Here is a 26,940-nt window from a genome sequence, read left to right as displayed (position 1 = left end):
TTTGTTCAGCTAAGTCCACTAGACTAGCCGCATAAATAGTTCGAACGAGGCTTTTTCGTGTCAACGGTATTAATCGCACAAGATGAAAAAGGACACAGCATCGCACCTTTTGAGGCACTGCAACAGCATGGCTTTACCATGCGGTTTATCAATATTCATGAGGCAACCAGTAAAGAGTATCCGGCTCAGCAGGTAGATAGCATAATAATTGGTCAGGCGCTGGCAACCAGTGCTCAGTACGACACCATCAACACACTCAAAAGCTGCTTCGACGCGCCTCTGATGGTTTCTCTGGACGAGGACAATGAAGACCTGCAAAGTCTCATGCTGGAGCTGGGCGCCGATGATGTGATTCCAAGTATGGCTAAACCCCGGTTATGGCGAGCCCGGCTTGACGCTTTAGTACGTAAGCGCCCATCTCTTTTGGCAGCCAGGTCTGACAGCCCAACCGAGCTGCACTTTGGTCAGCTATACCTGAACCTGAACGAGCGCAGTGTGTCACTGGCCCAGCAACCGGTTAGTTTGACCAGTCATGAGTTTGAGTTGTTGTGGTTGCTGGCTTCGCGTGCGCCTGAGGTCGTCAGTCGCGAAGAAATCTACAAAAAGGTCGTCGGGCAGCATTATCAGGCTAACAGCCGCACCGTAGATGTGCGTGTTTCATGCTTGCGCAGAAAGCTGGGGGATACGGCAGTGGGCGCAGAAAAAATTAAAACGGTTTGGCGTAAAGGTTATTTGTTTGTAAAAGATGCCTGGTTAACCCTTGAGTAAAGTCACATATTGGCGAAATTTCCACAATGGATAGTTCCAATTATTCGAACTATCCATTCGTTCTCGATTGTACATAGCCAACTCCTGGCGGTGTCTGCTTATCCTTAAAGAGATATTATAGTTCATATATATCATATTGTTATGTGAATTTTTCCAACATCCAAGTCATATCCTGCCGTATCTCAAAGCGGATAAATCTGCGTATTCCTTGATCTAAATCGTGCATTTAGCAACGTAAATAGAATTGATTGCTATTTAAAGCGGTGTATACTTAACGCGACTAAGAATAATTTTTAACATTGCTTTATTAAGGAATGCTCAATGATTTTCAAAAAATCTCTGCTAGCTACTTCTATTTTAGTTGCCACTTTAGGTCTGACTGCCTGTGGCGGTTCAAGCTCAAATGACAACAATGTTCAGACCCCGGATCCGACCACACCAACCACACCCACGAATGCAGCGCCTACCGCTGTAACTTTGAAGAGTAAGGATGCAGACGCAACCGAAGTCACAGTGACTGAAAACATGGTTGCGGTGGAGATTGGCACTTTATCAGTGACTGACAGCGACGACGAGAAGCACACAATCACAGTTTCTGATGAGCGTTTCGAAATAAAAGAAGGCGGCATTCTTGCACTTAAAGCTGACCATTACCTGGATTATGAGCAAGAACAATCGGTAACTGTAACTGTAACTGTGACTGATAGCGGCGAAAATGAGAAGAGCTTTGACGTAACGTTTAAGGTTATTGATGTAGAAATGGACTACGACTTCATCAGCCGTTTTGAGGAAGGCAAATCGAGTGTTGCTTACTCAGGTCAGATTGCCCGCCATGTGTTGATCAAAGAGCTATTTAACTATATTAAGAGCGACGAGTTTGTGACTGTCTCGCAAAAAGGCAAAGATGCCATTTTAACAGAGCTCAATAAGTTTTATGCGGTTTCTGAAGAAAATTATGAAAGTGTTTGGGAAAGCCGCCCACTGACGGTTACCACTGCAGAACCAACTGCTAAGCAGACTACCTTGTACGCGATTTCATCTTCGCACAAAAACCTGAGCGGTAAAGTTGCGGGTAACGACGCAAAAGGCCAGTACAAAGGTACTTGGTCTAAGGCAGAAGACTTTGCAGGGTGGGACGTTGAAGTACCTGAAGGTAATACAACGCCGGTACCTGAGTTAGTCGTTGAACAATTGTTTGCAATGTTGGCCGAAAATGCCGCATTGGTCAATAATGGTGCAGCATTCGCGCCGGGTGAAGACCAAATCGATACAGTGTATGTCACACCAACCGGTGTTGATTTGAATCAGATGATCCAAAAGTTCTTGTACGGTGCTTTGGCTTTCTCTCAGTCGGCCGATGATTACCTAGATTACGATACAGAAGGTAAAGGCCTGCTGACCGACAATACGGTAGCGGTTGAAGGTAAAGCTTACACCAACCTTGAGCACCAGTGGGACGAAGGCTTCGGTTACTTTGGTGCAGCGCGTAACTACATGAGCTACTCGGATGACGAGATTGCCGGTAAAGGCGGCCGTGACGGTTTCAGTGCGGGCTATAACGACGCCAATGGCGATGGCAAAATCGACTTCAATTCAGAGTACAACTTTGGTAACTCGACCAACGCCGCCAAGCGTGACCGTGGTACTGTAGACAATGCTAAGCCAACTGACCTCACCAAAGAAGCATTTGAAGCATTCTACAACGGCCGTAAGTTGATTAACTCAACTGAGGGTGCACTGAGCGATGCGCAAATGGAAACGCTGAAAGGCCATGCGAAAGCGGCATTACTGGCGTGGGAAAAAGCCATTGCTGCTACGGTTGTACACTACATCAACGACACAACAAAAGACTTGCAAACACTGAAGGCAGGTGTGACTGCGGGTGAGTACAAAGCATCAGACTTCGCGACTCTGGCTAAGCACTGGTCAGAAATGAAAGGCTTTGCACTGAACTTCCAGTTTAACCGTCACTCGCCTTTCTACGCCGAGGGCAATGTCGGTCAGTTTGAAAAAATGCATGAGCTGATGGGTACACAACCTGTGATCGAGCCAAATGACGTTGATGCTTACATTGAGAAGCTGGATCAGGCGCGTGATATCCTTCAGGCTGTTTACGAATTTGATGCAGAGAATGTTGCTAACTGGTAAGTTATAACGATTCACCGAACTGTCAAAAGGTTAGCAATGTTTGCTAGCCTTTTGCGTATCTAGACTATTCATTTGAGGCAAATAATGAGAATACACCCCAGACCTATTTTACTGGCAACGGCCATTGGTTTGGCATTAAGCGGATGTGGCGAAAGTACCTCCAGCTCTGCGGGCCCGGGATATAATCAGGGGACGCCGGTGGTAGAGCCCACGACGTTCGATCAGAAAAAGCTGGTTGCTAACCTGACCGACAATGTGTTTACCCCCACGTTCCAGCAGTTTGCAGACAAAGCCAGCGCACAGCCGGCGATAGTGAAAGCCTATTGCGACCTCGAAAGTACATTTGATCCAACCTTGCAGGACGAAGCGGCCAAAGCGGCACGAGATGAAGCGAAGCTTGCTGCGCAAAATGGCTGGAAAGAAGCGATGGTGAGCTGGCAACATGCTGAACTAATGATTGTCGGTCCATTGCTGGCCGATGACAAAGCATTGCGCAAAGATATCTATTCCTGGCCGGATACCAACTACTGTAATGTCGATCAGGATGTGGCTTATTTTGCACAGGGCGACATCAATGGCGTGCCTTACGACATCAGCAAACGCAGCGATAAACGTCGTGGTTTGGATGCTCTGGAGTACTTGCTGTTCAATAACGATTTAAATCACAGCTGCTCAGCTGCGGCTAGTGGCGACATCCTGGCACGGTGGAATACGCTTGATGAGCAGCAACGACGCACAATGCGTTGTCAGTATGCGGTCGCGGTGTCGACTGATCTAAAAGAAACCTCAGAACGCTTGATGTTCGAGTGGGCGGGCGAGCAAGGCTATGCGGCTAAGCTTAAAAATGCCGGTGAGGCAGGCAGTGAATTTAGCACGGTCACCGAGGCCGTTAACCTGATCTCCGATGCCTTATTCTATATGACGGAAGAGCTGAAAGATTACAAACTGGCAACGCCACTGGGCTTGTTTGCGAACCAGTGCGGCACTGAGGTGTGCCCGCAGGCAGTCGAATCACAGTTTGCCAAACACTCTTTAGAGAATATCCAGGCTAACATTGCTGCCTTTGAGCAAATTTTCCTGGGCCAGGGCACAGACAGTGAAGACACCACCGGATTTGATGATTTCCTTGATGAACAGGATGCCAGCCAGACCAAAGAAATCATGTTGCAGGGGATAGCTGATGCCAAAGCTGCGACAGAGGCACTCAATGGCAGCTTGCAGCAAGCCTTGGAAGAGGACACTGCCGGGGTGACAAACACCCATGCTAAGGTCAAAGATGTGACCGATCAGCTTAAGAATGACTTTATCCAAAAACTGGCTCTGGAACTTCCAAAAACATCGGCAGGTGACAATGACTAAAGGGTTCATGATGAAACGATCTGTGTTGGCCATGGCTGTGGCGCTTGCTGCGCCTCAGTCACTGGCAAATGATGATGCAAAAAATGACGACATGGAGCACATTCAGATCCTGAGTCATTACGATAAACTACGTACTGAGGCAGGCTCTGCAACACTGCTTAGCGAAGAGCAGCTGGCTGAATTTGAGTACGACGATATTCACCGTATTTTAGCTTCTGTGCCGGGCGTCAATATCCGTGAGGAAGATGGCTATGGCCTTCGTCCTAACATTGGCTTTCGTGGTGTTACCCCGGAGCGGAGTAAGAAAATTACCATTATGGAAGATGGTGTACTGATTGGCCCGGCGCCTTATTCAGCACCCGCAGCCTATTATTTTCCGGTAACAACCCGTATGACGGCCGTTGAAGTATTCAAAGGGCCGGCGGCGATTAAGCATGGTCCTCAGTCTGTTGCCGGGGCGCTGAACCTGGTTACGCGTGCTGTCCCTGAGTTTTCTGAAGGTGCCATTGACTTGGCAACGGGCAGTGATGGCTACAGCAAAGCGCATGCTTACTTCGGCTCAGTGGTTAACAACGTTGGCTTCTTGCTCGAAGGCGTGAATCTGCAAGCGGATGGGTTTAAAGACCTGGATGGTGGTGCAGATACCGGGTTTGAGAAAAATGACTTGCTGGCCAAGTTTAACTACAAACTACAGCAAGGTGAGTTTGAGCACACCTTTGGGCTTAAGCTCAGTTATGCGGATGAGCTGTCCAATGAAACGTATCTGGGCCTGACTGATGCAGACTTCGATGCCACACCTTATCGTCGTTATGCCGCGTCTCAGCCCGACAATATGGACACTAAGCACACCCAGGTGATGTTTTCTCATCACCTCAAGTTTCAGGACGTAAGCCTGACTTCCCGGGTGTATCGTAATGACTATGAACGTGCCTGGCTCAAGCTTGATGGCTTGACCAACACGGATGCGACTTTATCTGAGATCCTGGCCAACCCGGAAGATGAGCAATATCAACGTCTGTATCAGGTGATCAGTGGCACGGCAGACTCTATTGCTGATAATGGTCGTCCGAACTATCTGTCGATGGGTACTAATGATCGTGAGTATTTCTCGCAAGGGATCCAGGTAGATGGCTCTGCGAAGTTTCAACTGGGAGGCCTCGACAATACCTTGTCGTTCGGCGTGCGCTTCCATGAAGATGAGATTGAGCGTAAGCACTTCAAAGAAACTTACGGGATGAGAGACGGCAGTGCCTTTAACCTTGGACTGGATAAGGTTTATACCTCTCAGAATACCGAAAATACCCAAGCCTGGTCTGTTTACCTTGAAGACAAGGTGACAATCGATGCCCTGACTTTGGGCCTGGGTGTGCGTGGCGAGCTGATGGACATGGCCTATCAGAATAATGCGAATGTGGATGACTGGCAGAATAAAACCACGCGCATCTGGCTACCTGGCATGAGTGGTTTTTATCAGTTATCGGAAGATTCAGGTATTTTATTCGGTGTTCATCAGGGGTTCTCTCCGGCATCGCCGCAGCAGTCCGTGGATATCGAAATCGAGAGAAGCACCAACTATGAATTTGGTGGACGCTTTAACGATGGGGTGACCCAGCTTGAAGTTGTCAGCTTCTTTAATGATTACAGCAATCTGAAAGAGAGCTGCGGCCAGTCTAACTGTGGTGCTCTGGAAGTGGGCAGAGAGTTTAACGGCGGTGAAGCACATGTGTACGGACTGGAAGCTCAGTTCAGTCAGCGCTACCCACTGAACCTGCAGATAGATATCCCTTATGGCTTTGTTTACACCTATACCAAAGGTGAATTCAAAAATGACCGATACACGAACTTTGCGCAATGGGGCCATGTGAAAAGCGGCGATGAGCTGCCTTATCTGCCAGAGCATCAGGCCAGCTTTAACATTGGTGTTTCGGCACCGGACTGGCGTGTATCGCTGGCGGTAAAGTATGTGGGTTCTATGTCGGAAGCGGCAGGGCGTAGCTGGGATAGCGGCACAGACGCGAATGCGCCGACTGGTAGCTACAACCTGGTACTTGAGGGCAAAGAAGTGTCGGCGATTACAACCGTTGATCTGTCAGCGGTTTATGAGCTGGGTAAATATGGCCAGGTGTACGCCAAGGTGGATAATCTGCTGGACGAAACGAAGATTGTCAGTCGTCGTCCTTACGGGGCTCGACCGGGCAAACCTCGCCAGTTTTCGCTGGGCTATAAGTATTCATTCTAACTCGAATGAGCCTGTGCCAGATGCACATTCAGCTGTGTATCTGGCATAATTGCGTATACTTACAGGGCCGCTAATCAGCGGCCTTTTTTACAGGAGTCTGTCCATTTTATGGTAGAAACGCTCTGGCAAAGCTTGTCTTCTTTGCCCGGTTACTTACTGGATGCAAATAAACGCATTTACTGGTTGTATTTACTCAGTGCCGTGTTGATGGCAGGCCTGGTCTACAGCAAATTGCACGGCCCTCGTTCACTGAAAGGGTTTTTGGGTTTTCTGTTTCCTCGCGATGTCTGGCTATCAGACAGTGCCAAACTGGACTACGGTTTATTTGTGGTTAACAAGCTGATCAAAGCACTGACCTTTGCGCCTATCGTCCTGACTATGGTGCCAGTTGCGATTGCTGTTTCAGATGCGCTGGAATGGTTATTTGGCGCCCCGTTACATTTGGCCTGGGATGAGTCTGTGGTCATTTTTCTGTTTACTCTGATGCTGTTTCTGGTCGATGATTTTACCCGCTACCTGTTGCATCTGGCGCTACATAAAATTCCATTTTTATGGGAATTCCATAAAGTACACCATTCGGCAAAAGTACTGACGCCGTTTACCATCTACCGCTCTCACCCGGTTGAAAGCTATCTGTATGCATGCAGGATGGCGCTGACTCAGGGAATTGTGGTTGGACTGGGCTATTTTGTCTTTGGCACCGCGCTGAGTATGTTTGATATTTTGGGGGCGAATGCATTTGTCTTTTTGTTTAACATCTGTGGCTCGAATCTGCGCCATTCACATATCTGGCTAAGCTGGGGAGACAAGGTAGAAAACTGGTTTATCAGCCCGGCACAACACCAGATCCACCACAGTGCCGATCCGGCGCATTTTGATACTAACTTAGGGTCAGCGCTGGCTATCTGGGACCGGCTGGGACGCTCACTGATCCGTGCCTCGCAAGTCAGGGACATTGAAATTGGTGTCGGTCGATACGATGCGGGCCATGATAGCTTGAGTGCAATCTATTTGAAGCCGCTGCGAGAAGCGTGGTTGAGTCTATTGCCAAAACGCGCGCATGGAGTAGTGAAGAGAGAGAAATAGGCTGGCGACGGGCATTGCCAGCCTATAAGGGAGAGTAGGCTCCCATAAATTGAAACTTAGTGTACCTGATTTGGTGAGGTGCGATAGAAACCCAACTCATTTAGTTGCTCAATAATGGCTGGGTCGTCTAAGCGGTCAGGCGTTGCCTGATCGCGTAAAAAGTGTTCTTTAGGTACTGCATGCATGTCTAGCATTTTATGAAAAAGTATGTCCCTAATTGTCAACGCTGTCATTCCTGAATCTTGAATAGCATCCAACTGCGCTTGCAATTTTGCGAGCGGGCCCGCGTTTACATCATCCACCGCTGCTGGAAAGTAAGAAGCCGATTTATTTTTTAACATGCGTGCCCTCCCGAATAATATCGTCCCCGCTCAATGTTCCTGATTGAGGGGTATAAGTACCAGATTTAAATTGAGAAAATAGATTAGTGCAACTAACCTACTGAGGTCAGTGTACTTCGAATTGAGGGGCAATTACCAACGATGATGTAAAGCTTTGTAAATCGTGTAGTTACAAAACACCCAGAGTTATGTGCCTGATTTTTAGACGTCTAGATGCAAGTGCATGATGCGGAATTAGAAATAATTCTCAGTACCGCTATTGATACTGAGAATTATTTTTTCGACTATGAAAATAATTTTTCTTTCACGTGTTCTGCGAAGCCGCTACCGGCCTCAAGATAGAAGTTGTAAGTTGAATGTACGCCCAAATCTTCAAGTTCTTTTTGTTGGTCCGGGTAGTTTGCGATGGCGGTGACCTGACCTGAGAAACCGGATGCTTTTAGCTGCTCAAGCGCGTAAATGTTTTGCATGTGCTTGGGCATGGCCAGCATGACCATATCAACATTGGAGTGGTTTACCCGCTGCCAGAAATCGGGGTCAGTTGCATCAGCGAGTAGCACACGGCGATCCAGGCTGATATGCTTTTCAACCACCTCAGGCTTGATGTCGACACCTGCCACGGAGCCAGGGTGGGTGGCGTGTATCGTCTCATAAGCACCGGTACCAATGCGGCCCATGCCAAAGATGACTATCCGCGTGTCGGTCAGGTTAACCGGCAGCTCTTCTTCTAGTCGCTTATCGCTTTCGAACTTGATCAGTAATGGTTCCAGTTTGACATAGATTTCATTCGCCTTTTTATTGAGCGGAGTGGCCAGAACAAATGTAACTGAAACTGCCAGCGCAACTACGGCAAGCCAGTCGGCCGTGATCATGCCACTGCTGGCGGCAACTGCACAGACGATCAGGCCAAACTCACTGTAGTTTGACAGTGTAAAGGCACTGAGCAGGGAGGTCCGGGCACGCAATCTGAACATGTTGGTATACAGATAGTAAATAAACACTTTGACGGGCAACACGACTGCCAGCAACACAGCGATCAGCACAGCTTCAAGAGAGATATTGGCATTGAGACCTATATTCAGGAAAAAACCAACCAATAGAATATCTTTGACGTTGAGCAAAGCCTTCGACAGCTCGCCCGCTTTTTTATGCGGCGCAAATAGCATACCGATGATCAGTGCGCCCAGATCGCCTTTCAGGCCCGCGAATTCGAACCCGTGATAGCCGAGCACCAGTGCAAAGAAAAAGCCAAATAACGGCAACAACTCGCCGTGTTTAGAGCGGTTCAATACCCAGAACAAAAGTGGCCGTAACAAGGGTAAGCCAACCAGCAGGGCAAGTGCCCACAGGTTCGGCGACTTACCTGTGCTGATGGCCAGGAATATGACCGCAAAAATATCCTGCATAACCAGGATCCCGATGGAAATTTTACCATGCAGGCTGGCCATTTCTCCGCGCTCTTCCAGTACTTTGACTGCAAATACGGTGCTGGAAAAACTAAATGCAAAGCCTACCAAGCAAGCACTTTGCCACGACAGGTCGACAAATAAAGGTAAGCCAAATGCGCCTAACATCAGTAATAAAGAGGCAAAAGAGGCAATACTAGTGACTAAGTGCAGGCTCGCGGGTGCCCAAACCTGAGGCTTAATCAGATTGGATACTTTCAGTTTTAAACCAATACTGAATAACAGTAGGGTCACACCTAAATCAGCCAGTTGAGTGAGCAAGTCGGTACTGCTGTGTCCCAACAGGTTAAGCACAAACCCCGCTAACAAAAAGCCAATCAGCGGCGGAAGTTTGAGTTGATAAACAGAAAAGCCACAGGCAAAGGCAACGGCAAAGTACAGTAATTCCATAGTGATTCAGTCAAGTCGTAGGTGATAGCAGTGTAACAAAACAAACTGATTTATAAATGAAAAATTAGTAACCTGAGTGACTAACAAGTGTCATAAAGTGGATGTTTTGTAGTTTATCGTCAACTATTTAACTGATTACCATAAATTTTCGCTGACAAAGCTGAAAAAATGTGGTTAAGATGCGGATAAGGGGACATCCTCGAGAGGAGATAAGATGTTTAAAAAGCTCTTGGCATCCGTAGGTATTGGTGCCGCGAAAGTAGATACAATTTTAGAAACAGAACACCTGCATCCTGGCCAGAAATTCCAGGCGCAGATCGTGGTTCTGGGTGGCGATGTAGAGCAAGAGATCAGTGGCTTAGAGTTAGCACTGATGACGAAAGTGAAGGTCGAGGGCGAAAATGGCGAATACTACGCAAGTCAGGTCATTGAAAAGTGGCGTGTTGGCAGTCAGTTCACCATAGCACCCGGTGAGAAAAAAGTGATCCCATTTGAAGCGCGGTTGCATTCTGAAACACCGATCACGGAAATTAATGCACCGTATAATCACAGTTATGTTTGGCTGGAAACTGGCTTAGATATTGACCTGGCGTTAGATCCAAGCGATAAGGATCTGCTTCATATATATCCCAATGAAGCGGTTAAAAACTGCTTACTGGCCATGGAGAAACTTGGCTTTAGGATGGTTAAAGCAGACGTTGAGCGTGGTTATTTGAAAGCGTCGAATTTTCAGTCAGTCTCTGGCTGTTATCAGGAAATTGAGTATCGTCCTGCCAGTACCTCTTTGTTTGGTCTGCAGGAAGTTGAATTGTCATTTGTCCCGGAAGCACACCGTACCCATGTACTGATTGAGCTCGACAGAGCTTTTCGTGGCGATGGTTATGTCGACCTGACCATTGAGCATGACCACGTTAACCTGTCTCAGTTGTGCGACCAGCTCGAAAGGCTATTCGCCTGATTTATTACTACGCCTCGTCAGAGGCGTACCTTACCCACAGTGATAAACCTCATGCAAGTTAAAACTTTTTATCAGCTGTCACACGACGAGCTCTTCGCTATTTTTCAGACTCGAGTTGCCGTGTTTGTGGTTGAGCAAGCCTGTGCCTACCAGGAAGTGGATGATATCGATAAGGCACCGGACACCCTCCATGTTTTCTCAGCACACGAAGGCGCGCTTCAGGCTTACGCACGTTGCTACAAACCAGACGCCGCTTCCTGCGCAATTGGGCGAGTACTGGTGTCGGCTGAAAGTCGGGGTAAGGGGGTTGCGCAAACCCTGATGACCCGGGCGATAGAGACCTGCCGTAGCCACTACGGACAGCTGCCTATTAAGATTGCCGCACAAACTTACCTTACCCAGTTTTATCAGTCTTTTGGCTTCGAGCCATGCGGTGAGGCGTATCTGGAAGATGGCATTGAACACATAGACATGATCTTGCCTTAGTGAGTTGGTGCAAAGCTTTACGTATTGACTTTGCACCCACTACGCTCGTTAGAGCTGCTTTAGAGCTTCGATGGCACCCTGATAGTCCGGCTCGCTGGCCAGATTGCTAACGAGTTGCTTATACACTACTTTGTGATCTTTATCTAAGATCAGAACTGCTCTGCTTAACAGCCCCATATCTTTGATATAGAGGCCATATTTAGCACCGAAATCACGCCATACCGAATCTGATAGCGTATCAATCTGGTCGATGTTTTCTGTTTTACAAAAGCGCTTTTGGGCAAATGGTAGATCGGCACTGATCGTCAGCATCGCAACACCGGCAAACTCTTTGGCCACTTTTTCGTTAAAGTACTTAGTTTGTAAGCTGCAGATCCCGGTATCCAGGCTTGGCACCACGCTGATCATGACCGGCTTACCCTGATAGTTCGCCAAAGTAACAGGTACAAAATTGCCATCGACCACCTTAAAATCAGGGGCTGTGTCACCCACTCGAATGCCCTGACCCAGCAGGGTTACAGGTTTACCCTGAGCACTGACTTTGCCTGCGTCAACCTGGTTTTCTGGCAGTTCGTTGGCATATGATGGATTAGCCAGCGTCAGTAACGAGGCAGCGAGCAAGGATATGATTCGCATAACGTATTCCCTTTTTAATTTTTTGCAATTCTCGCCAGTGTATTATACTGGAATTATATAACCAACCTTTGCAGTAAATTGGATTGTAAATCGGCCGAGCTTTGATTAACATGTAGTTCCAGTAAATGCTGCTATGTCATAACTATAATTAGAAATTTTTCGACTTCTTACAACAAGTTAGTCGATAAGCGAAGAGAGCTTTTATGTCAACACCTGTCCTGATATGCGATGATTCTAAATTGGCTCGCCGGCAACTGGCGCGGTCATTGCCGGACGACTGGGATATTAAAGTGGAATTTGCTGAGCATGGCCTGGATTGCATTGAAAAGATAAAAGCGGTCTCTCCCGAGATTCTGTTTTTAGACCTGAACATGCCTCACATGGATGGATATGAGGTTTTACAAGCAATAAACGAACAAGGATTGAATGTTTTGACAGTCGTCGTCTCTGGAGATATCCAGCCAAATGCGCACCAAAGAGTTATGGAACTGGGTGCAATAGATTTTATTCGAAAGCCTTGTGATGCGGCAAAACTCGAAGAGATAATCACGCATCATGGGATCAAAGACAAAGCCATTCGGGCTAACCTGGTACATAAGCTCGGTGAGCAACTTGAGCCTGAAATCCGTGATATTTACCAGGAGATCACCAATGTCGCTATGGGGCAGGCGGGTGACTTGCTGGCCCGGTTATTGAATGTCTTCGTAGAATTACCCATCCCCAATGTAAACGTCTTGGAAGTCAATGAGCTGCATATGGCACTGCAAGCCATCGATGCCAGCGCAACCACATCGGGCGTATGCCAGGGCTTTATTGGTGGTGGGGTGTCGGGCGAAGCGCTGCTGTTGCTCAACGACTCAAGTTTTAAAGAAATTGCCTCTTTGATGAGCTATCAGGGCGAGCTGAACCAAAAAGTTGAGCTTGAGTTGCTGATGGACATTAGCAACATTTTGATAGGTGCCATATTGACCGGTCTGTCAAAGCAGCTTGATATGCCATTTAGCCAGGGCCATCCCGTGGTACTGGGTCAGCACTGCGAAGTCTCTGAGCTGGTGAAAGCGAACAAAGCGCGTTGGCAACGTACCTTAGCCATTGAAATTAGTTATGGAATTGAAAATCACGACATCAACTGCGATTTAATGTTGTTGTTTACCGAAGACTCACTTAAAACACTCAAATACAAAGTTGAGTATCTGCTAGAAGATTAGAATTATGCCTGCATCTGATTTTGACATGAATGAGATCCATTGGTTAATGGATATGTTTAACACAGTGGATGTTGGCCTGGTCGTGCTGGACAGGAATTATCGAGTGTGTGTTTGGAATGGGTTTATGGAAAACCATTCAGGGTTATTACCAAGCGCTGTGAAAGACAAAGATGTCTTTGATTTATTTCCCAGCATTGATGAAGCCTGGTTTAAAAGTAAGTCTGAACCTGTTTTCGTGCTGAAAAACCGCTCGTTTACAATCTGGGAGCAGCAGCCCTACATTTTCCGCTTTAAGAATTATCGGCCGATAACAGGCAAAGCAGATTATATGTATCAGAACGCGACTTTTATTCCACTGACGACCGTGACCGGTGAAGTGGCACACATCTGTGTGATCATATACGACGTTACCGACGAAGCCATGAATAAGCTCGAGCTTGAAAAGGTTAATAAAAAGCTGGAAAAAATGAGCCGAACAGACAGCCTGACTAAGCTGGCCAATCGGGGGTACTGGGAGCAAAGCTTAAGAACGGAGTTTAAACGCTTACAGCGCAGTCATGGCAGCAGTAGCTTGCTGATGTTTGACATAGACTTCTTCAAGCGCATCAATGATGCCTATGGCCACAGTGGCGGTGATGAGGCCATTCGCCATATCTCAGATTTGCTGCAAAAGACCCTACGTGAGACAGACGTGGCAGGGCGCTATGGCGGCGAAGAATTTGCGGTCACTTTGGTCGACACTGACGCTGAGGGAGCCAAAGTGTTTGCAGAGAGATTGCGCAGCTTGATTGAAAACTCAGTCATTTATTATGACGACAAAGAGATAAAGCTCACCGTGAGTTTGGGGATTGCCTGTTGCGACGACAATTTCGAAAAGTACGAGCAATGGATAGAAGCAGCGGATATTGCACTGTATCACTCAAAGGAAAATGGCCGTAATGTCGTTACTGTTTACGACCCGTCAATGGCGCACTAGTCTTGACTGACACACACTTGCGTATGCTAAAAAGCCCTTGTTAAAAGGGCTTTTTGCTATAGTGAGTCTTCTTTGTTTTCCTGAGGGCACTGACCCAGCGTTGTGACTGTGCCATCGTCCTGAAGTTCTTCCAGCTTAACCGGGAAGCCCCATAAGCGATACAAATGTTTAAGGACCTCTTTTTTTGAATCAGCAAGGGGAACCTTGTTGTGCGGTACATACCTTAGAGTGAGTGAACGATCTCCTCTGATATCCACGTTGTAGACCTGAATATTTGGCTCATGATTACTGAGATTATAATGTGCCGACAAACTATTCCTGACTTTTTGATAGCCGGATTCATCGTGGATCGCACCGACTTCCAGGTGCGGAGACTTTTCCTCATCAATGATTGTAAAGAGCTTAAAATCACGCATGATCTTTGGCGATAAAAACTGGCTTACAAAACTCTCATCTTTAAAGTTCTCCATGGCAAAGTGCAAGGTATCCAGCCAGTCTTTACCTGCAAATTCAGGAAACCAGTATTTATCTTCTTCAGTGGGGCTTTCACAGATGCGGCGAATATCCACCATCATATTGAAGCCCAGCGCGTAAGGATTAATGCCCGAGTAGAACTTGCTGTTGTAAGGGGGTTGGTAAACGACATTGGTATGACTTTGTAAAAACTCCAGCATAAACGCATCGCTTAATTTACCTTCGTCATAGAGGTGATTCAGAATTGTATAGTGCCAGAATGTTGCCCATCCCTCGTTCATCACCTGGGTTTGTCGTTGGGGGTAAAAATACTGAGATACTTTGCGCACAATACGGATGATTTCACGCTGCCAGGACTCCAGCAGGGGGGCGTTTTTCTCAATAAAATAGAGAATATTTTCCTGAGGTTCAGACGGGAACTTAATGTCTTCACGTTCGTCCTGTTGTTTACCCTTGGGAATGGTCCGCCAAAGTTCGTTAACTTGAGATTGCAAGTAGTCCTCGCGCTCTTTCTGGCGCTTTTGTTCTTCATACATGGAAATCTGTTGCGGGCGTTTGTAACGATCAACACCATAGTTCATCAGCGCATGGCAAGAATCCAGCAGGTTCTCAACCTCGTCTATGCCATATTTTTGTTCACATTTTGCAACATAATTCTTCGCAAAGACCAGGTAATCGATAATTGATGAAGCATCAGTCCAGGCTTTGAACAGGTAATTGCCTTTAAAAAAGGAGTTATGACCGTAACATGCATGCGCCATCACCAACGCCTGCATAGGCATGGTATTTTCTTCCATTAAATAGGCAATACAGGGGTCTGAATTGATCACAATCTCATACGCCAGGCCCATTTGCCCACGTTTGTAGGTTTGCTCAGTCTGAATGAACTTTTTGCCATAAGACCAGTGCGCATAGCCAATGGGCATACCCACGCTGGAGTATGCATCCATCATTTGCTCGGCGGTGATCACTTCAATCTGATTCGGATAGGTATCCAGTCTGTAATGGGCCGCAACGCGGGCAATTTCAGCCTGATACTCTTCAAGCAGGTCGAATGTCCAATCCGGGCCATCATTAAGCGGGTTATATGTCATAGGCACTCCCCCTGTTAAGCTGCGTTTTGTTGTCGGTTTTTCTTAAACAACTCTCTGAATATCGGATAGATATCTTCGACCGACCTAATATGTTGCATGGCAAAGTTATCAAAGGTGTCTGCAATACCTTGGTATTCGCGCCACAAGCTCTGGTGCGCACGAGTGGTGATCTCGATATAGGCGTAGTAACGCACCACTTTCAATAGTTTGTTCGTTAATATGTCTGTGCAGTGTGGTGAATCATCCGCCCAGTTATCACCATCTGACGCTTGTGCAGCATAGATATTCCAGTCTCCCTGAGCATAACGATCGGCAATGATCTCATCCATTAATTTCAATGCACTCGACACTATGGTGCCACCCGTTTCCTGAGAGTAAAAAAACTCCTGCTCATCGACCTCTTTGGCCTGGGTGTGGTGTCGTATATAAACAACTTCGATGTCTTTGTAGGTGCGTGTTAAGAACTGATACAGCAAAATATAGAATCGCTTCGCCATATCTTTAGTCGCCTGATCCATAGAGCCTGACACATCCATCAAGCAAAACATGACGGCCTTGCTGGTGGGGTGCGGGCGCTTTTCGTAATTTCTGAAGCGCAAATCGTAGTTATCTATAAAGGGCACTGCGTCTATTTTACGCTTGAGGTCAGCTATCTCCTGTTCAAGTTGCTGTATCTGCGTTTGCTTAGGTACAGGCTCTTGTAACAGGAGCGCCAGACTTTCTTCCAACTCTTTAAGCTGCTTTCGTTTACTGGCTGTCATGGCAATTCGCCGCGCAACCGAGCCTTTTAAAGAGCGCACTATGTCCAGGTTACTGGGCATACCGTCATTACAAAAGCCGGCACGATGCGTTTTCATTTGTACCAGCTTATCGAGTTGGCTCTTTTGCAGGTTTGGTAATTCAAGATCCTCAAATAAGAGGTCAAGGTATTCATCTTTTGAAATAGAGAAGACAAAATCATCCTGACCTTCACCTTGATCACTTGCATTGCCTTCTCCTGCACCACCGCCCTGGCCAGAAGGCGGACGCTGTATTTTGTCACCCGTCGTGAACTGATCGTTACCAGGGTGAATATGTTCACGATTCCCGCCTTTGCCTTGATGAAAAATCGGCTCACTGATATCCCGCTGTGGTATAGAAATACTCTCTCCGCTGGATATATCAGTGACGCTCCTTTTGTTAATGGCGTCAGAAACGGCTTCCTTGATCTGTTTCTTGTAGCGTCTGATAAAGCGCTGACGATTCAGCGTACTTTTATTCTTGCCATTCAGTCGACGATCGATGAAATGTGCCATAGAAACACCCTCCAACCGCTAATGTTATTGAGATTTTCTCACCCGCAGATACCACTCAGACAGTAAGCGGACTTGTTTTTGGGTGTAGCCTTTTTCCATCATTCGATTGACAAAGTCTTCGTGTTTTTTCTGATCTTCAGCTGAAGTCTTCGCATTGAAAGAGATCACGGGCAGTAGCTCCTCAGTGTTAGAGAACATTTTTTTCTCGATCACGGTTCTGAGCTTTTCATAGCTGGTCCAGACAGGATTTGCACCATTATGATGAGCACGGGCTCTCAATACAAAGTTGACGATTTCATTACGAAAATCTTTGGGGTTCGAAATGCCCGCAGGCTTTTCTATCTTTTCGAGTTCCGCGTTGAGCGCTGCTCTGTCGAATAGTTGACCTGTATCTGGGTCTCGGTATTCCTGATCCTGAATCCAAAAATCGGCATAGGTGACATAGCGGTCGAAGATGTTTTGCCCATACTCTGAGTAGGACTCCAGGTAAGCTGTTTGTAGTTCTTTACCGATAAACTCAACATATTGCGGGATCAGGTAGCCCTTGAGGTGACTCAGGTAGCGCTCCTGCACCTCGGCACTGAATTGCTCGCGCTCAATTTGCTGCTCCAGCACATAAAATAAATGCACCGGGTTCGCTGCAACTTCGGTATGGTCAAAATTGAATACACGTGAGAGTATCTTAAAGGCAAACCGGGTCGACAGACCTGTCATGCCCTCATCGACACCTGCGTAGTCTCGATATTCCTGATACGACTTGGCTTTTGGATCTGTGTCTTTGAGGCTCTCGCCATCATAAACACGCATTTTTGAATAAATGCTGGAGTTTTCCGGCTCCTTAATACGTGACAGGGTTGAGAATTTCGCTAATGTCTCGAGCGTGCCCGGCGCACAAGGTGCCGATCTCAGCTCGCTGTTTTCGATAAGTTTTTTGTAGATTTTCACTTCTTCAGACACGCGCAAACAGTAAGGCACTTTGACAATAAAGACCCGATCTAAAAACGCTTCATTGTTTTTGTTATTCTTAAATGACTGCCACTCTGATTCGTTGGAGTGAGCCAGAATAATGCCATTGAAGGGCAGTGCTGAGATACCCTCAGTACCGTTATAATTTCCTTCCTGTGTGGCAGTTAACAGCGGGTGTAGCACCTTGATGGGTGCTTTAAACATTTCAACAAATTCCATTAACCCCTGGTTAGCCAGACACAACGCACCAGAATAAGAGTAGGCGTCCGGATCGTTTTGGGCATAATGTTCGAGCTTGCGAATGTCGACTTTACCAACCAGCGCCGAGATATCCTGGTTGTTTTCGTCGCCAGGCTCTGTCTTGGCTATCGCTGTTTGGTCCAGAATAGACGGATAACGTTTAACTACCCTAAATTTAGAAATGTCGCCATTATATTCGTGCAGACGCTTGGTTGCCCAAGGCGACATCACAGTTCTTAGATAACGGCTATTAATGCCGTACTCTTTATCCAGTAGCTCTCCATCTTCGAGCGGATTAAACAGACTGAGCGGGTGATCGTTAACCGGCGAGTCTTTAATGGCGTATATAGGCACCTGCTGCATCAGGTATTTGAGTTTTTCTGCAATCGATGACTTACCACCACCCACAGGGCCCAATAAATAGAGCACTTGTTTGTACTCTTCGAGGCCTTGTGCTGCATGTTTCAGATAAGACACGATTTGCTCAATAGCGTCTTCCATGCCATAAAACTCATGAAATGCCGGATAACGTGCAATCACCCGGTTCGAAAAAAGGCGGCTAAGTCGTGCATCTGTGGAAGTATCGACCATTTCGGGTTCACCAATTGCCATCAGCAGGCGCTCCGGCGCGCTCGCATAGGCTGCTTTGTCTTCTTTACATATATCCAAATATTCCGCGATGGTGAACTCTTCTTCTTGGGACGCTTCGTATCTGGACTGGTAATGCTCAAATATACTCATAATGAACTCCAATAACCTGTTGATGATGCGGTCTCTTAATGCAAGGCTACTTAAAGCTTAGTCGGGATATTCAAAAATTGCCTAAAAATTCCAGTAATTTAATGTCTGTTGAGTACAGTGCAATGGCGCACGAATTAGATACCGAATGAGGGTTACGGCGCTTTATTCGAATACTTGGGTAGAAATGGCTAAATTAGGCTGCTAAAGCCGCAAACTCACTATCAAATAGATACTCTACAAGGGAGGTTTTAGCCGTTGTAAATTGATACAAATGAGCAAAGAAATGGCGGGTATATGTGTGTGTTTTGTTGCGCTATCGGTTGCTCAGGATTTTATCAATACAGTAAAAGCCGAGTGAAACCCAGGCATTTCTCAGAGCGATAGTCAGGGTCAAAAGTCGAAAAAAAAGGCGCTACAAAGAGCGCCTTTTTGGATTATCTGATATTAAGCAAGGTTTTCGTTTGCAAAATCCCAGTTAACCAGTGCCCAGAAACCTTTCAGGTAATCTGGACGAACGTTGCGGTAATCGATGTAGTAAGCGTGTTCCCACAGGTCTACTGTGATGATTGGCGTTACACCTTCTTCAGTAAGCGGAGTCGCTGCGTTAGACGTGTTAACGATGTCTAAAGAACCGTCTGCAAGCTGTACCAACCAAGTCCAGCTAGAACCGAAGTTGTTAACTGCTTTGTCGTTGAACGCTTCCTGGAATGCAGCGAATGAGCCCCATTTAGCGTTGATAAGCTCTGCTACTTTACCAGTAGGCTCGCCACCACCATTTGGTGCCAGGCTGTGCCAGTAGAACGTGTGGTTCCAGATCTGTGCTGCGTTGTTGAATACGCCGCCTTCTGAGTTACATACGATTTCTTCTAAAGATTTGTTCTCAAGGTCTGTGCCCTGGATAAGGCCGTTCAGTTTTACAACGTATGTGTTGTGGTGTTTACCGTGGTGGAACTCAAGTGTTTCCTGAGAAATATGCGGCTCAAGCGCGTTGATAGCATAAGGAAGTGACGGTAGTTCAAAAGCCATGTTAATCTCCATTTCGTTGTTAAATTGCCAAAACAATAGAAGCAATCTCTATCTTAGCTTACATTTCTATACGATTTGACGGCATATAGTGATACTATAATTCCTGAGTATTTTACTCAAGTTTTGGCAAACAGCAATGGCAATAGCCAAGACTTGTAGAATGAATGGCTCAGATTGCATTCATTTTGTACCGCCGCACTGTGCTACTGACAGCGGCTGCGCGGCAAAATGGGTGATATGATGAGTTATGCTATCGTCATTTTGAGGTAAATAATGGAAACCATTGAAAAGATTAAACAGCAAATCGCAGAGAATCCGATCATCCTATACATGAAAGGATCGCCCAAGTTACCTAACTGCGGTTTTTCTTCGCAGGCATCTCAAGCGCTGATGGCGTGTGGCGAGCAGTTTGCTTACGTCGATATTTTGCTTAACCCGGACATTCGTGCTGAGCTGCCTCATTATGCTAACTGGCCGACTTTTCCGCAGTTGTGGGTTGAGGGTGAGCTGATCGGTGGATGTGACATTATCATCGAGATGTTCCAAAAGGGTGAGCTGCAGCCATTGATTGCTGAAACTGCCGCGAAATATAAAGAAGACGACGCTGAAAAAGCAGAGTAAGTCTGATATCGCTCGTATTTGGGGCATGTGAGCACCTGGTCACATGCCTTTTTTGTATCTCTCTTCCATGCCTGAGAGCCTTGCCTTTATAGCCATCACACGTTTTTTACCATAGATATTTCCCTCAAGCTTCACGCCATATTTTTAGTTTTGCAACACCGAGTTTACGCACACGTCAAGCGCGTGTGCGGCATAAAATAAGGAATTGCCAAATTCACGGGGTGAATAATGAATATTTATTCACTGCTTGGTCGTTCGTTACGTTTACGTAAACTTCCTCTTTTCTATGTTTTTATTCGCGGTTTTTTGATTTGATACCGGTGTCATTTTGTGGTTTTCTACCTTTAATTGATATTTTTAGAAATGAGAAGACGTGTTCCAAGTACCTTTTTTATGAGAAATATTCATGTGTGTGAATAACTATTCTTTATTGTATTGACTCGAATACTAATCAAGGCTAGCTTTGATTATCTGCCAGTAATTCGTCTGACATTACCTGCTGGCAGTTGTAGCAAGGGGAGGAGTCCATGTTATATGACTCGGCATTAGAAAAAGAAAACTGTGGCTTTGGTCTGATTGCACATACGCAAGGTCAGGCAAGTCATAAGCTGATCCGTACGGCAATTACTGGCCTGGATAGAATGCAGCACCGCGGGGGCATTGCTGCGGATGGAAAAACTGGAGATGGTTGTGGCTTGTTGCTGCAAAAGCCTGACAGCTTTTTCAGGGCAGTGGCGGCCGAAAACGACTGGCACCTTGGTAAAAACTATGCAGTGGGTATGGTATTTCTTAACCAGGACTCGGTACTTGCCACGCAAGCCCGTGACATCATCAACGAAGAATTAGAAAAAGAAACATTAACCCTAGTGGGTTGGCGAAGCGTACCTACCGATCCGAGTATGCTTGGTCCCATTGCAACAGAGCAGTTACCTCAATTTGAACAGGTTTTTGTGTCTGCTCCGGAAGGGTGGCGACCGAAAGACCTCGAACGTCGGTTGTACATTGCGCGCCGCCGTATTGAAAAACGTCTGAGCTCAGATCCTGACTTTTACATTGCCAGTTTGTCCGGTCTGGTTACCATTTATAAAGGCCTGATGATGCCGGCCGATCTGCCAAATTTTTACCTGGATCTGGCGGACATACGCATGACCAGTGCGATTTGCGTTTTTCACCAGCGCTTTTCTACCAATACGCAACCTCGCTGGCCGTTGGCGCAGCCATTTCGCTATCTGGCGCATAACGGCGAGATAAACACCATCACCGGCAACCGACAATGGGCTAAGGCACGGGCTTATAAGTTTGCCTCGCCTTTGCTGCCCGACTTGCAAAGTGCTGCCCCGTTTGTAAACGAAAGTGGGTCTGATTCATCCAGTCTCGACAACATGCTGGAATTATTTCTGGCAGGTGGCATGGATATCTTTAGGGCAATGCGTATGCTGGTGCCGCCTGCGTGGCAGAAAAACCGCGCTATGGATGATGAGCTCAGAGCATTTTACGATTTTAACTCTATGCATATGGAGCCCTGGGATGGTCCGGCGGGCATTGTGATGTCTGATGGCCGGTTTGCGGCTTGTAATCTAGACCGAAATGGCCTGCGTCCGGCGCGTTATGTGATAACGCAGGACGGTTTTATTACCCTGGCTTCCGAGGTGGGGATCTGGGACTATGAGCCGGATGAAGTCATTGAGAAGGGACGTGTCGGGCCTGGCGAACTGCTGGTGGTGGATACATTGCATGGCAAAATCTGGCAATCCGATGAGATTGACGAGGACCTAAAAGCACGTCATCCATACAAAACCTGGCTGGAACAAAATGTTAAGCGCCTAACACCCTTTGAAGCATTGGATGAAGCTGATGCCGGGCAACGCGATTTTGACAGTGAAACTTTACTGACTTATCAAAAGTTATTTGCGTATAGCAACGAAGAAATTGAGCAGGTGATCCGGGTGATGGGCCAGAATGGCCAGGAAGCCACGGGCTCTATGGGTGATGACACCCCGTTTGCTGTATTGTCCGAGGGGATCCGCTCACTCTACGATTACTTTAGACAAAAGTTTGCTCAGGTAACCAACCCGCCTATTGATCCACTTCGTGAGAATCACGTGATGTCACTTGCCACCTGCATCGGTCGCGAGCAGAACGTGTTTAACGAAACGACGGGCCACGCGAAACGCTTACAGTTTGATTCGCCGGTCCTGACCTATTCCGATATTCAGCAGCTGTTAGCGGCAGATGATGATCACTACAGCGTGTGTCGTATTTCGTTGAACTACGATGCGGATACGGAAAGCCTCAAAACGGCCATTGAGCGGATCTGTGATGAAGCGCAGGAAAAAGCCGCATCTGGTTGTGTCATGTTACTGTTAAGTGACCGATATATCAGCCAGGACACCATGCCAGTTCCAGCCGCAATGGCGGTTGGGGCCGTGCAGCAGCGGCTGGTTAATACCAATTTACGCTGCGATTCTAATATCATAGTTGAAACCGGCAGTGCGCGGGATCCGCATCAGTTTGCCGTACTGCTTGGTTTTGGCGCTACCGCTATCTACCCCTACCTGGCCTATGAAACTTTGGTTGCGCTGTGCGACAGCAAAGTCATCGACAAAACTTATCGCGAGGTGACGCTGGCCTATCGCAATGCCATCAACAAAGGTCTGTACAAGATCATGTCTAAGATGGGGATCAGTACAGTTGCTTCTTATCGTTGCTCTATGTTGTTTGAGGCGGTGGGCCTGTCAGACGAAATTGTTGAATTGTGTTTTAAAGGTGTTAGCAGCCGTATTCAGGGGGCTGGATTTGCTGAATTCGAGGCTGATGGTGCGCAGTTACATAAGCTGGCATATAGCAGGCGTAAATTACTGTCCCACGGTGGTTTACTGAAGTTTGTCCACGGCGGCGAGTATCATGCTTATAACCCGGATGTGGTGCAGTCCCTGCAAGTTGCGGTGCGCTCGGGCAAGTATGAGGACTACCAGAAATATGCCGCTCTGGTAAACAATCGTCCAGTCACCAATTTGCGAGATCTTTTAAAACTCAACACACAAGGGCCCGCAATTGACCTGGACGAGGTGGAGCCTGCTACAGAGCTGTATAAACGCTTTGATTCAGCGGCAATGAGTATTGGTGCCTTATCGCCGGAAGCCCATGAAGCATTGGCGATTGCCATGAACCGTCTCGGCGGCTGTTCCAATTCAGGAGAAGGCGGGGAAGACAAATTACGTTTTGGCACGGAGAAAAACTCGCGGATTAAACAAGTGGCGTCGGGTCGCTTTGGTGTAACGCCCCATTATTTGCAAAGTGCTGATGTGATCCAGATAAAAGTCGCACAGGGTGCGAAGCCCGGCGAAGGTGGTCAGTTGCCAGGTGAAAAGGTGACTCCATACATTGCCAAACTCAGATACTCGGTGCCGGGCGTAACGCTCATTTCACCCCCGCCGCACCATGATATCTATTCCATTGAAGACTTGGCGCAGCTGATCTTTGACCTTAAGCAGGTTAATCCCAAGGCGATGATCTCCGTTAAGCTGGTCTCTGAGCCTGGCGTCGGTACCATTGCCACGGGCGTGGCAAAGGCCTACGCAGACTTAATCACTATTGCAGGTTACGATGGTGGCACAGGCGCAAGTCCGCTCACATCCGTTAAGTATGCGGGCAGCCCCTGGGAGCTTGGTCTGGCCGAAACTCAGCAGGCGCTGGTCGAAAATGGCCTGCGTCATCGCATTCGTTTGCAAACGGATGGTGGCCTTAAAACCGGTCTGGACATCATCAAAGCGGCTATTTTGGGTGCAGAAAGCTTTGGCTTTGGCACTGGCCCCATGGTCGCACTCGGTTGTAAATATCTGCGGATCTGTCATCTGAATAACTGTGCTACGGGTGTTGCTACGCAGGATGAGACTCTGCGACAGAAGCACTACCATGGCTTGCCGGAAATGGCGATGAACTATTTCCGTTTTATTGCCCAAGAAGCGCGCGAGATTATGGCGTCTATGGGTATCAGCAAACTGACTGATTTAATTGGCCGAACGGACTTACTTGAGGTACTGGATGGCACAACCGCAAGACAGCAAAAGCTCGATCTTCAACCTTTGTTGGCAAAACCGGCGAACCCGTCGGGCGAAACGCTCTATTGCAGTGCGCCGAACACGTCGCACTATCAGGGTCAACTCAATGAGAGCCTGCTTGAAAAAGCGAAACAGGCGATAGATGACAAAACAGGTACTTCTTTGGTGAGCCGGATCAAAAATACCGACCGCTCTGTGGGTGCCATGTTGTCTGGCTATATTGCCTCTCGTCATGGTAACCAGGGCATGGCCGCAGATCCTGTGGTGATCGAATTACACGGCACTGCCGGGCAGGCGTTCGGAGTGTGGAATGCCGGTGGCCTTGAAATGACACTGGTGGGTGATGCTAACGACTATGTTGGTAAAGGCATGGCGGGCGGAAAACTGGTACTGCGCCCACCGGTAGGCTCGAGTTTTCAGACTCATCAGGCCACCATTGCAGGTAATACCTGCTTGTACGGGGCGACTGGCGGCAAGTTGTATGCCGCAGGGCGCGCTGGTGAGCGCTTCGCAGTGCGCAACTCTGGCGTGCAGGCCACCGTTGAGGGGTTAGGCGATAACGGCTGTGAATACATGACAGGTGGTGTGGTTTGTGTGTTGGGTCAGGTAGGGGTTAACTTTGGCGCCGGTATGACTGGGGGATTTGCCTACGTACTCGACGAGGCCGGTGACTTTGATAAACGTTATAACCCTGAGCTGGTTGAAGTACTGCCTCTGGATGGCTTGGATACCATGCAGGAGCATTTACGAGGCCTGATAGCTGAACACCTGGAGCATACCGCGTCGTGTCGGGCAGAGCAGATCCTGGCGAACTTTGAATTGTATGTGCCTATGTTCAGGCTGATTAAACCAAAATCAAGCGACGTAAAGAGTTTGCTGGGACACCGTGCACGCAGTAGTGCTGAATTACGTGTGCAAGCACAATAGGGGGAAGTATGAGCGAAAATGTCTATCAATTTATCGATGTTCAGCGCATCGACCCGAGAAAGAAGCCAATTACAACACGCAAAAGCTCTTTCGTCGAAATTTATGAGCCCTTTTCAAAGCAGCAGGTGAGCTCTCAGGCCGATCGCTGCCTGGATTGCGGTAACCCCTATTGCGAGTGGAAGTGTCCGGTGCACAATTATATTCCGCAGTGGCTAAAGCTGATCCGTACGGGCAGGATCCTGGAAGCTGCGGAGTTGTCGCACCGGACCAATAGCTTACCAGAAGTGTGTGGTCGGGTTTGTCCGCAAGATCGGCTGTGTGAGGGGTCCTGTACGCTCAATGATGAATTTGGTGCCGTAACCATCGGCAATATTGAGAAATACATCACAGATACAGCGTTTGCCCAGGGCTGGAAGCCTGATATGTCTTATGTCACCTGGACTGATAAAAAGGTCGCGATTATTGGCGCGGGCCCCGCCGGGCTAGGTTGTGCGGATATTTTGGTGCGCAACGGTGTGAAGCCCGTGGTGTTTGATCGAAACCCCGAGATCGGTGGTTTGCTGACATTTGGTATTCCATCATTCAAGTTAGAAAAGTCCGTGATGGAAAAGCGCCGCGAGATATTCACGGAAATGGGAGTTGAATTCCGCCTTAATACAGAGATAGGCACCGACATCAGTATGGACGACTTGCTGTCTCAATACGATGCGGTCTTTATCGGTGTGGGCACTTATCAGTATATGCGGGCCGGACTGGAGAACGAGGATGCAGAGCATGTCTATGATGCCCTGCCGTTTTTGATCGGTAACACCAACCGGGTTATGGGCTACGACGAGAGTAAACAGGCATATATCGATATGGCTGGCAAGCGCGTTGTGGTACTTGGCGGCGGTGATACCGCAATGGACTGCGTGCGGACATCCGTGCGCCAGGGGGCAAAATCGGTAACCTGTGCGTATCGTCGGGATGAAGCCAATATGCCGGGGTCACGCCGGGAAGTTAAGAATGCCAAAGAAGAGGGCGTTAAGTTTAGCTTCAACGTTCAGCCTAAGGGCATTGAACTTGACCAAAATGGTCAGGTTTCAGGCGTTCGTATGGTGCGAACTGAGCTCGGTGAGCCTGATGAAAATGGCCGCAGGCGCGCGCAAGAAGTCGCAGGCTCTGAACACGTGATTGAAGCGGATGCAGTGATCATGGCGTTTGGCTTTAAACCGCATAACCTCGACTGGCTGGCAGCGTATGATGTCGCAATCAACGAGTGGGGCGGTATCATAGCACCGGAAAAAGGCGCATTTACACATCAAACCAGTAATGAAAAAATCTTTGCAGGTGGCGATGCTGTACGTGGCTCTGACTTAGTGGTGACCGCGATTTTTGAAGGTCGCAATGCCGCAGAGGGGATCATGGATTATCTTGGGGTATAAAGCGGTGGAA

19 protein-coding genes are annotated in these 26,940 nt (G+C 47.6%); 12 read left to right on the top strand and 7 right to left on the bottom strand.

The window, feature by feature from the left end:
• Nucleotides 1-57: 57 nt before the first annotated feature.
• The 5 genes from C3B51_RS20875 (at nucleotide 58) to C3B51_RS20855 (ending at nucleotide 7,600) form a co-directional block, all read left to right on the top strand.
• Complete coding sequence (locus C3B51_RS20875; protein WP_125716369.1) at nucleotides 58-768, top strand: response regulator transcription factor; 711 nt, start codon at nucleotides 58-60, stop codon at nucleotides 766-768.
• 321 nt (nucleotides 769-1,089) lie between these two features.
• Nucleotides 1,090-2,916 carry a DUF4856 domain-containing protein gene (locus C3B51_RS20870; protein ID WP_130246283.1) on the top strand — a complete coding sequence of 609 codons (1,827 nt, stop codon included), beginning with the start codon at nucleotides 1,090-1,092 and terminating at the stop codon, nucleotides 2,914-2,916.
• Between the two features lie 84 nt (nucleotides 2,917-3,000).
• Complete coding sequence (locus C3B51_RS20865) at nucleotides 3,001-4,275, top strand: imelysin family protein (RefSeq protein WP_130246282.1); 1,275 nt, start codon at nucleotides 3,001-3,003, stop codon at nucleotides 4,273-4,275.
• A 10-nt stretch (nucleotides 4,276-4,285) separates the two neighbouring features.
• Nucleotides 4,286-6,514, top strand: coding sequence for a TonB-dependent receptor family protein (locus tag C3B51_RS20860; RefSeq protein ID WP_240701941.1), 2,229 nt, complete (start codon nucleotides 4,286-4,288; stop codon nucleotides 6,512-6,514).
• A 108-nt stretch (nucleotides 6,515-6,622) separates the two neighbouring features.
• Entirely contained in the window at nucleotides 6,623-7,600 is a 978-nt protein-coding gene (locus C3B51_RS20855; protein ID WP_125716373.1) for a sterol desaturase family protein, read from the top strand.
• 56 nt (nucleotides 7,601-7,656) lie between these two features.
• Here the strand turns inward: C3B51_RS20855 and C3B51_RS20850 are convergent, their stop codons facing one another.
• Together C3B51_RS20850 and C3B51_RS20845 are read right to left on the bottom strand one after the other, a co-directional pair.
• Complete coding sequence (locus tag C3B51_RS20850; RefSeq protein WP_125716374.1) at nucleotides 7,657-7,941, bottom strand: hypothetical protein; 285 nt, start codon at nucleotides 7,939-7,941, stop codon at nucleotides 7,657-7,659.
• A gap of 284 nt (nucleotides 7,942-8,225) precedes the next feature.
• A complete protein-coding gene (locus C3B51_RS20845; RefSeq protein ID WP_130246280.1) occupies nucleotides 8,226-9,797 on the bottom strand; it encodes a cation:proton antiporter family protein in 1,572 nt (523 codons plus the stop codon).
• A gap of 214 nt (nucleotides 9,798-10,011) precedes the next feature.
• Here C3B51_RS20845 and C3B51_RS20840 point away from each other — a divergent pair, with 214 nt between their 5' ends.
• Together C3B51_RS20840 and C3B51_RS20835 are read left to right on the top strand one after the other, a co-directional pair.
• Nucleotides 10,012-10,755: a sporulation protein gene (locus tag C3B51_RS20840; protein ID WP_046006750.1), complete on the top strand. Its 744-nt coding sequence runs from the start codon at nucleotides 10,012-10,014 to the stop codon at nucleotides 10,753-10,755.
• Nucleotides 10,756-10,806: 51 nt separating this feature from the next.
• Nucleotides 10,807-11,241: a GNAT family N-acetyltransferase gene (locus tag C3B51_RS20835; RefSeq protein ID WP_130246279.1), complete on the top strand. Its 435-nt coding sequence runs from the start codon at nucleotides 10,807-10,809 to the stop codon at nucleotides 11,239-11,241.
• Nucleotides 11,242-11,289: 48 nt separating this feature from the next.
• Here the strand turns inward: C3B51_RS20835 and tpx are convergent, their stop codons facing one another.
• Nucleotides 11,290-11,877, bottom strand: coding sequence for a thiol peroxidase (tpx, locus tag C3B51_RS20830; protein ID WP_130246278.1), 588 nt, complete (start codon nucleotides 11,875-11,877; stop codon nucleotides 11,290-11,292).
• A gap of 203 nt (nucleotides 11,878-12,080) precedes the next feature.
• Between tpx and C3B51_RS20825 the strand changes: the two genes are divergently transcribed.
• Both C3B51_RS20825 and C3B51_RS20820 read left to right on the top strand, forming a co-directional pair.
• Nucleotides 12,081-13,085: a response regulator gene (locus C3B51_RS20825; protein ID WP_125716379.1), complete on the top strand. Its 1,005-nt coding sequence runs from the start codon at nucleotides 12,081-12,083 to the stop codon at nucleotides 13,083-13,085.
• A gap of 4 nt (nucleotides 13,086-13,089) precedes the next feature.
• On the top strand, nucleotides 13,090-14,061 hold the full coding sequence (locus C3B51_RS20820) for a sensor domain-containing diguanylate cyclase (protein ID WP_130246277.1): 972 nt from the start codon (nucleotides 13,090-13,092) through the stop codon (nucleotides 14,059-14,061).
• Between the two features lie 56 nt (nucleotides 14,062-14,117).
• Here the strand turns inward: C3B51_RS20820 and C3B51_RS20815 are convergent, their stop codons facing one another.
• The 4 genes from C3B51_RS20815 to C3B51_RS20800 all read right to left on the bottom strand — a co-directional run bounded on the left by C3B51_RS20815 (nucleotide 14,118) and on the right by C3B51_RS20800 (nucleotide 19,897).
• Nucleotides 14,118-15,629, bottom strand: coding sequence for a SpoVR family protein (locus tag C3B51_RS20815; RefSeq protein WP_130246276.1), 1,512 nt, complete (start codon nucleotides 15,627-15,629; stop codon nucleotides 14,118-14,120).
• 14 nt (nucleotides 15,630-15,643) lie between these two features.
• Nucleotides 15,644-16,924, bottom strand: a complete 1,281-nt coding sequence (locus tag C3B51_RS20810) for a YeaH/YhbH family protein (RefSeq protein ID WP_125716382.1) — start codon at nucleotides 16,922-16,924, stop codon at nucleotides 15,644-15,646.
• Nucleotides 16,925-16,948: 24 nt separating this feature from the next.
• On the bottom strand, nucleotides 16,949-18,871 hold the full coding sequence (locus C3B51_RS20805) for a PrkA family serine protein kinase (RefSeq protein ID WP_130246275.1): 1,923 nt from the start codon (nucleotides 18,869-18,871) through the stop codon (nucleotides 16,949-16,951).
• 444 nt (nucleotides 18,872-19,315) lie between these two features.
• Entirely contained in the window at nucleotides 19,316-19,897 is a 582-nt protein-coding gene (locus tag C3B51_RS20800) for a Fe-Mn family superoxide dismutase (RefSeq protein WP_046006742.1), read from the bottom strand.
• Nucleotides 19,898-20,170: 273 nt separating this feature from the next.
• On the opposite strand from C3B51_RS20800, the gene C3B51_RS20795 reads away from it, so the two are divergent.
• The 3 genes from C3B51_RS20795 (at nucleotide 20,171) to C3B51_RS20785 (ending at nucleotide 26,930) form a co-directional block, all read left to right on the top strand.
• Complete coding sequence (locus tag C3B51_RS20795; RefSeq protein ID WP_046006741.1) at nucleotides 20,171-20,518, top strand: Grx4 family monothiol glutaredoxin; 348 nt, start codon at nucleotides 20,171-20,173, stop codon at nucleotides 20,516-20,518.
• A 527-nt stretch (nucleotides 20,519-21,045) separates the two neighbouring features.
• Nucleotides 21,046-25,506, top strand: coding sequence for a glutamate synthase large subunit (gltB, locus tag C3B51_RS20790; protein WP_130246274.1), 4,461 nt, complete (start codon nucleotides 21,046-21,048; stop codon nucleotides 25,504-25,506).
• Between the two features lie 8 nt (nucleotides 25,507-25,514).
• Nucleotides 25,515-26,930 carry an FAD-dependent oxidoreductase gene (locus tag C3B51_RS20785; RefSeq protein ID WP_130246273.1) on the top strand — a complete coding sequence of 472 codons (1,416 nt, stop codon included), beginning with the start codon at nucleotides 25,515-25,517 and terminating at the stop codon, nucleotides 26,928-26,930.
• The last annotated feature ends 10 nt before the right edge of the window (nucleotides 26,931-26,940 follow it).

It is taken from the genome of Pseudoalteromonas rubra, from assembly GCF_004212645.1.
Classification (GTDB): domain Bacteria; phylum Pseudomonadota; class Gammaproteobacteria; order Enterobacterales; family Alteromonadaceae; genus Pseudoalteromonas; species Pseudoalteromonas rubra_G.
Note: the sequence above shows the minus strand (reverse complement) of the source record. Positions and strands in the feature narration are given on the sequence as shown.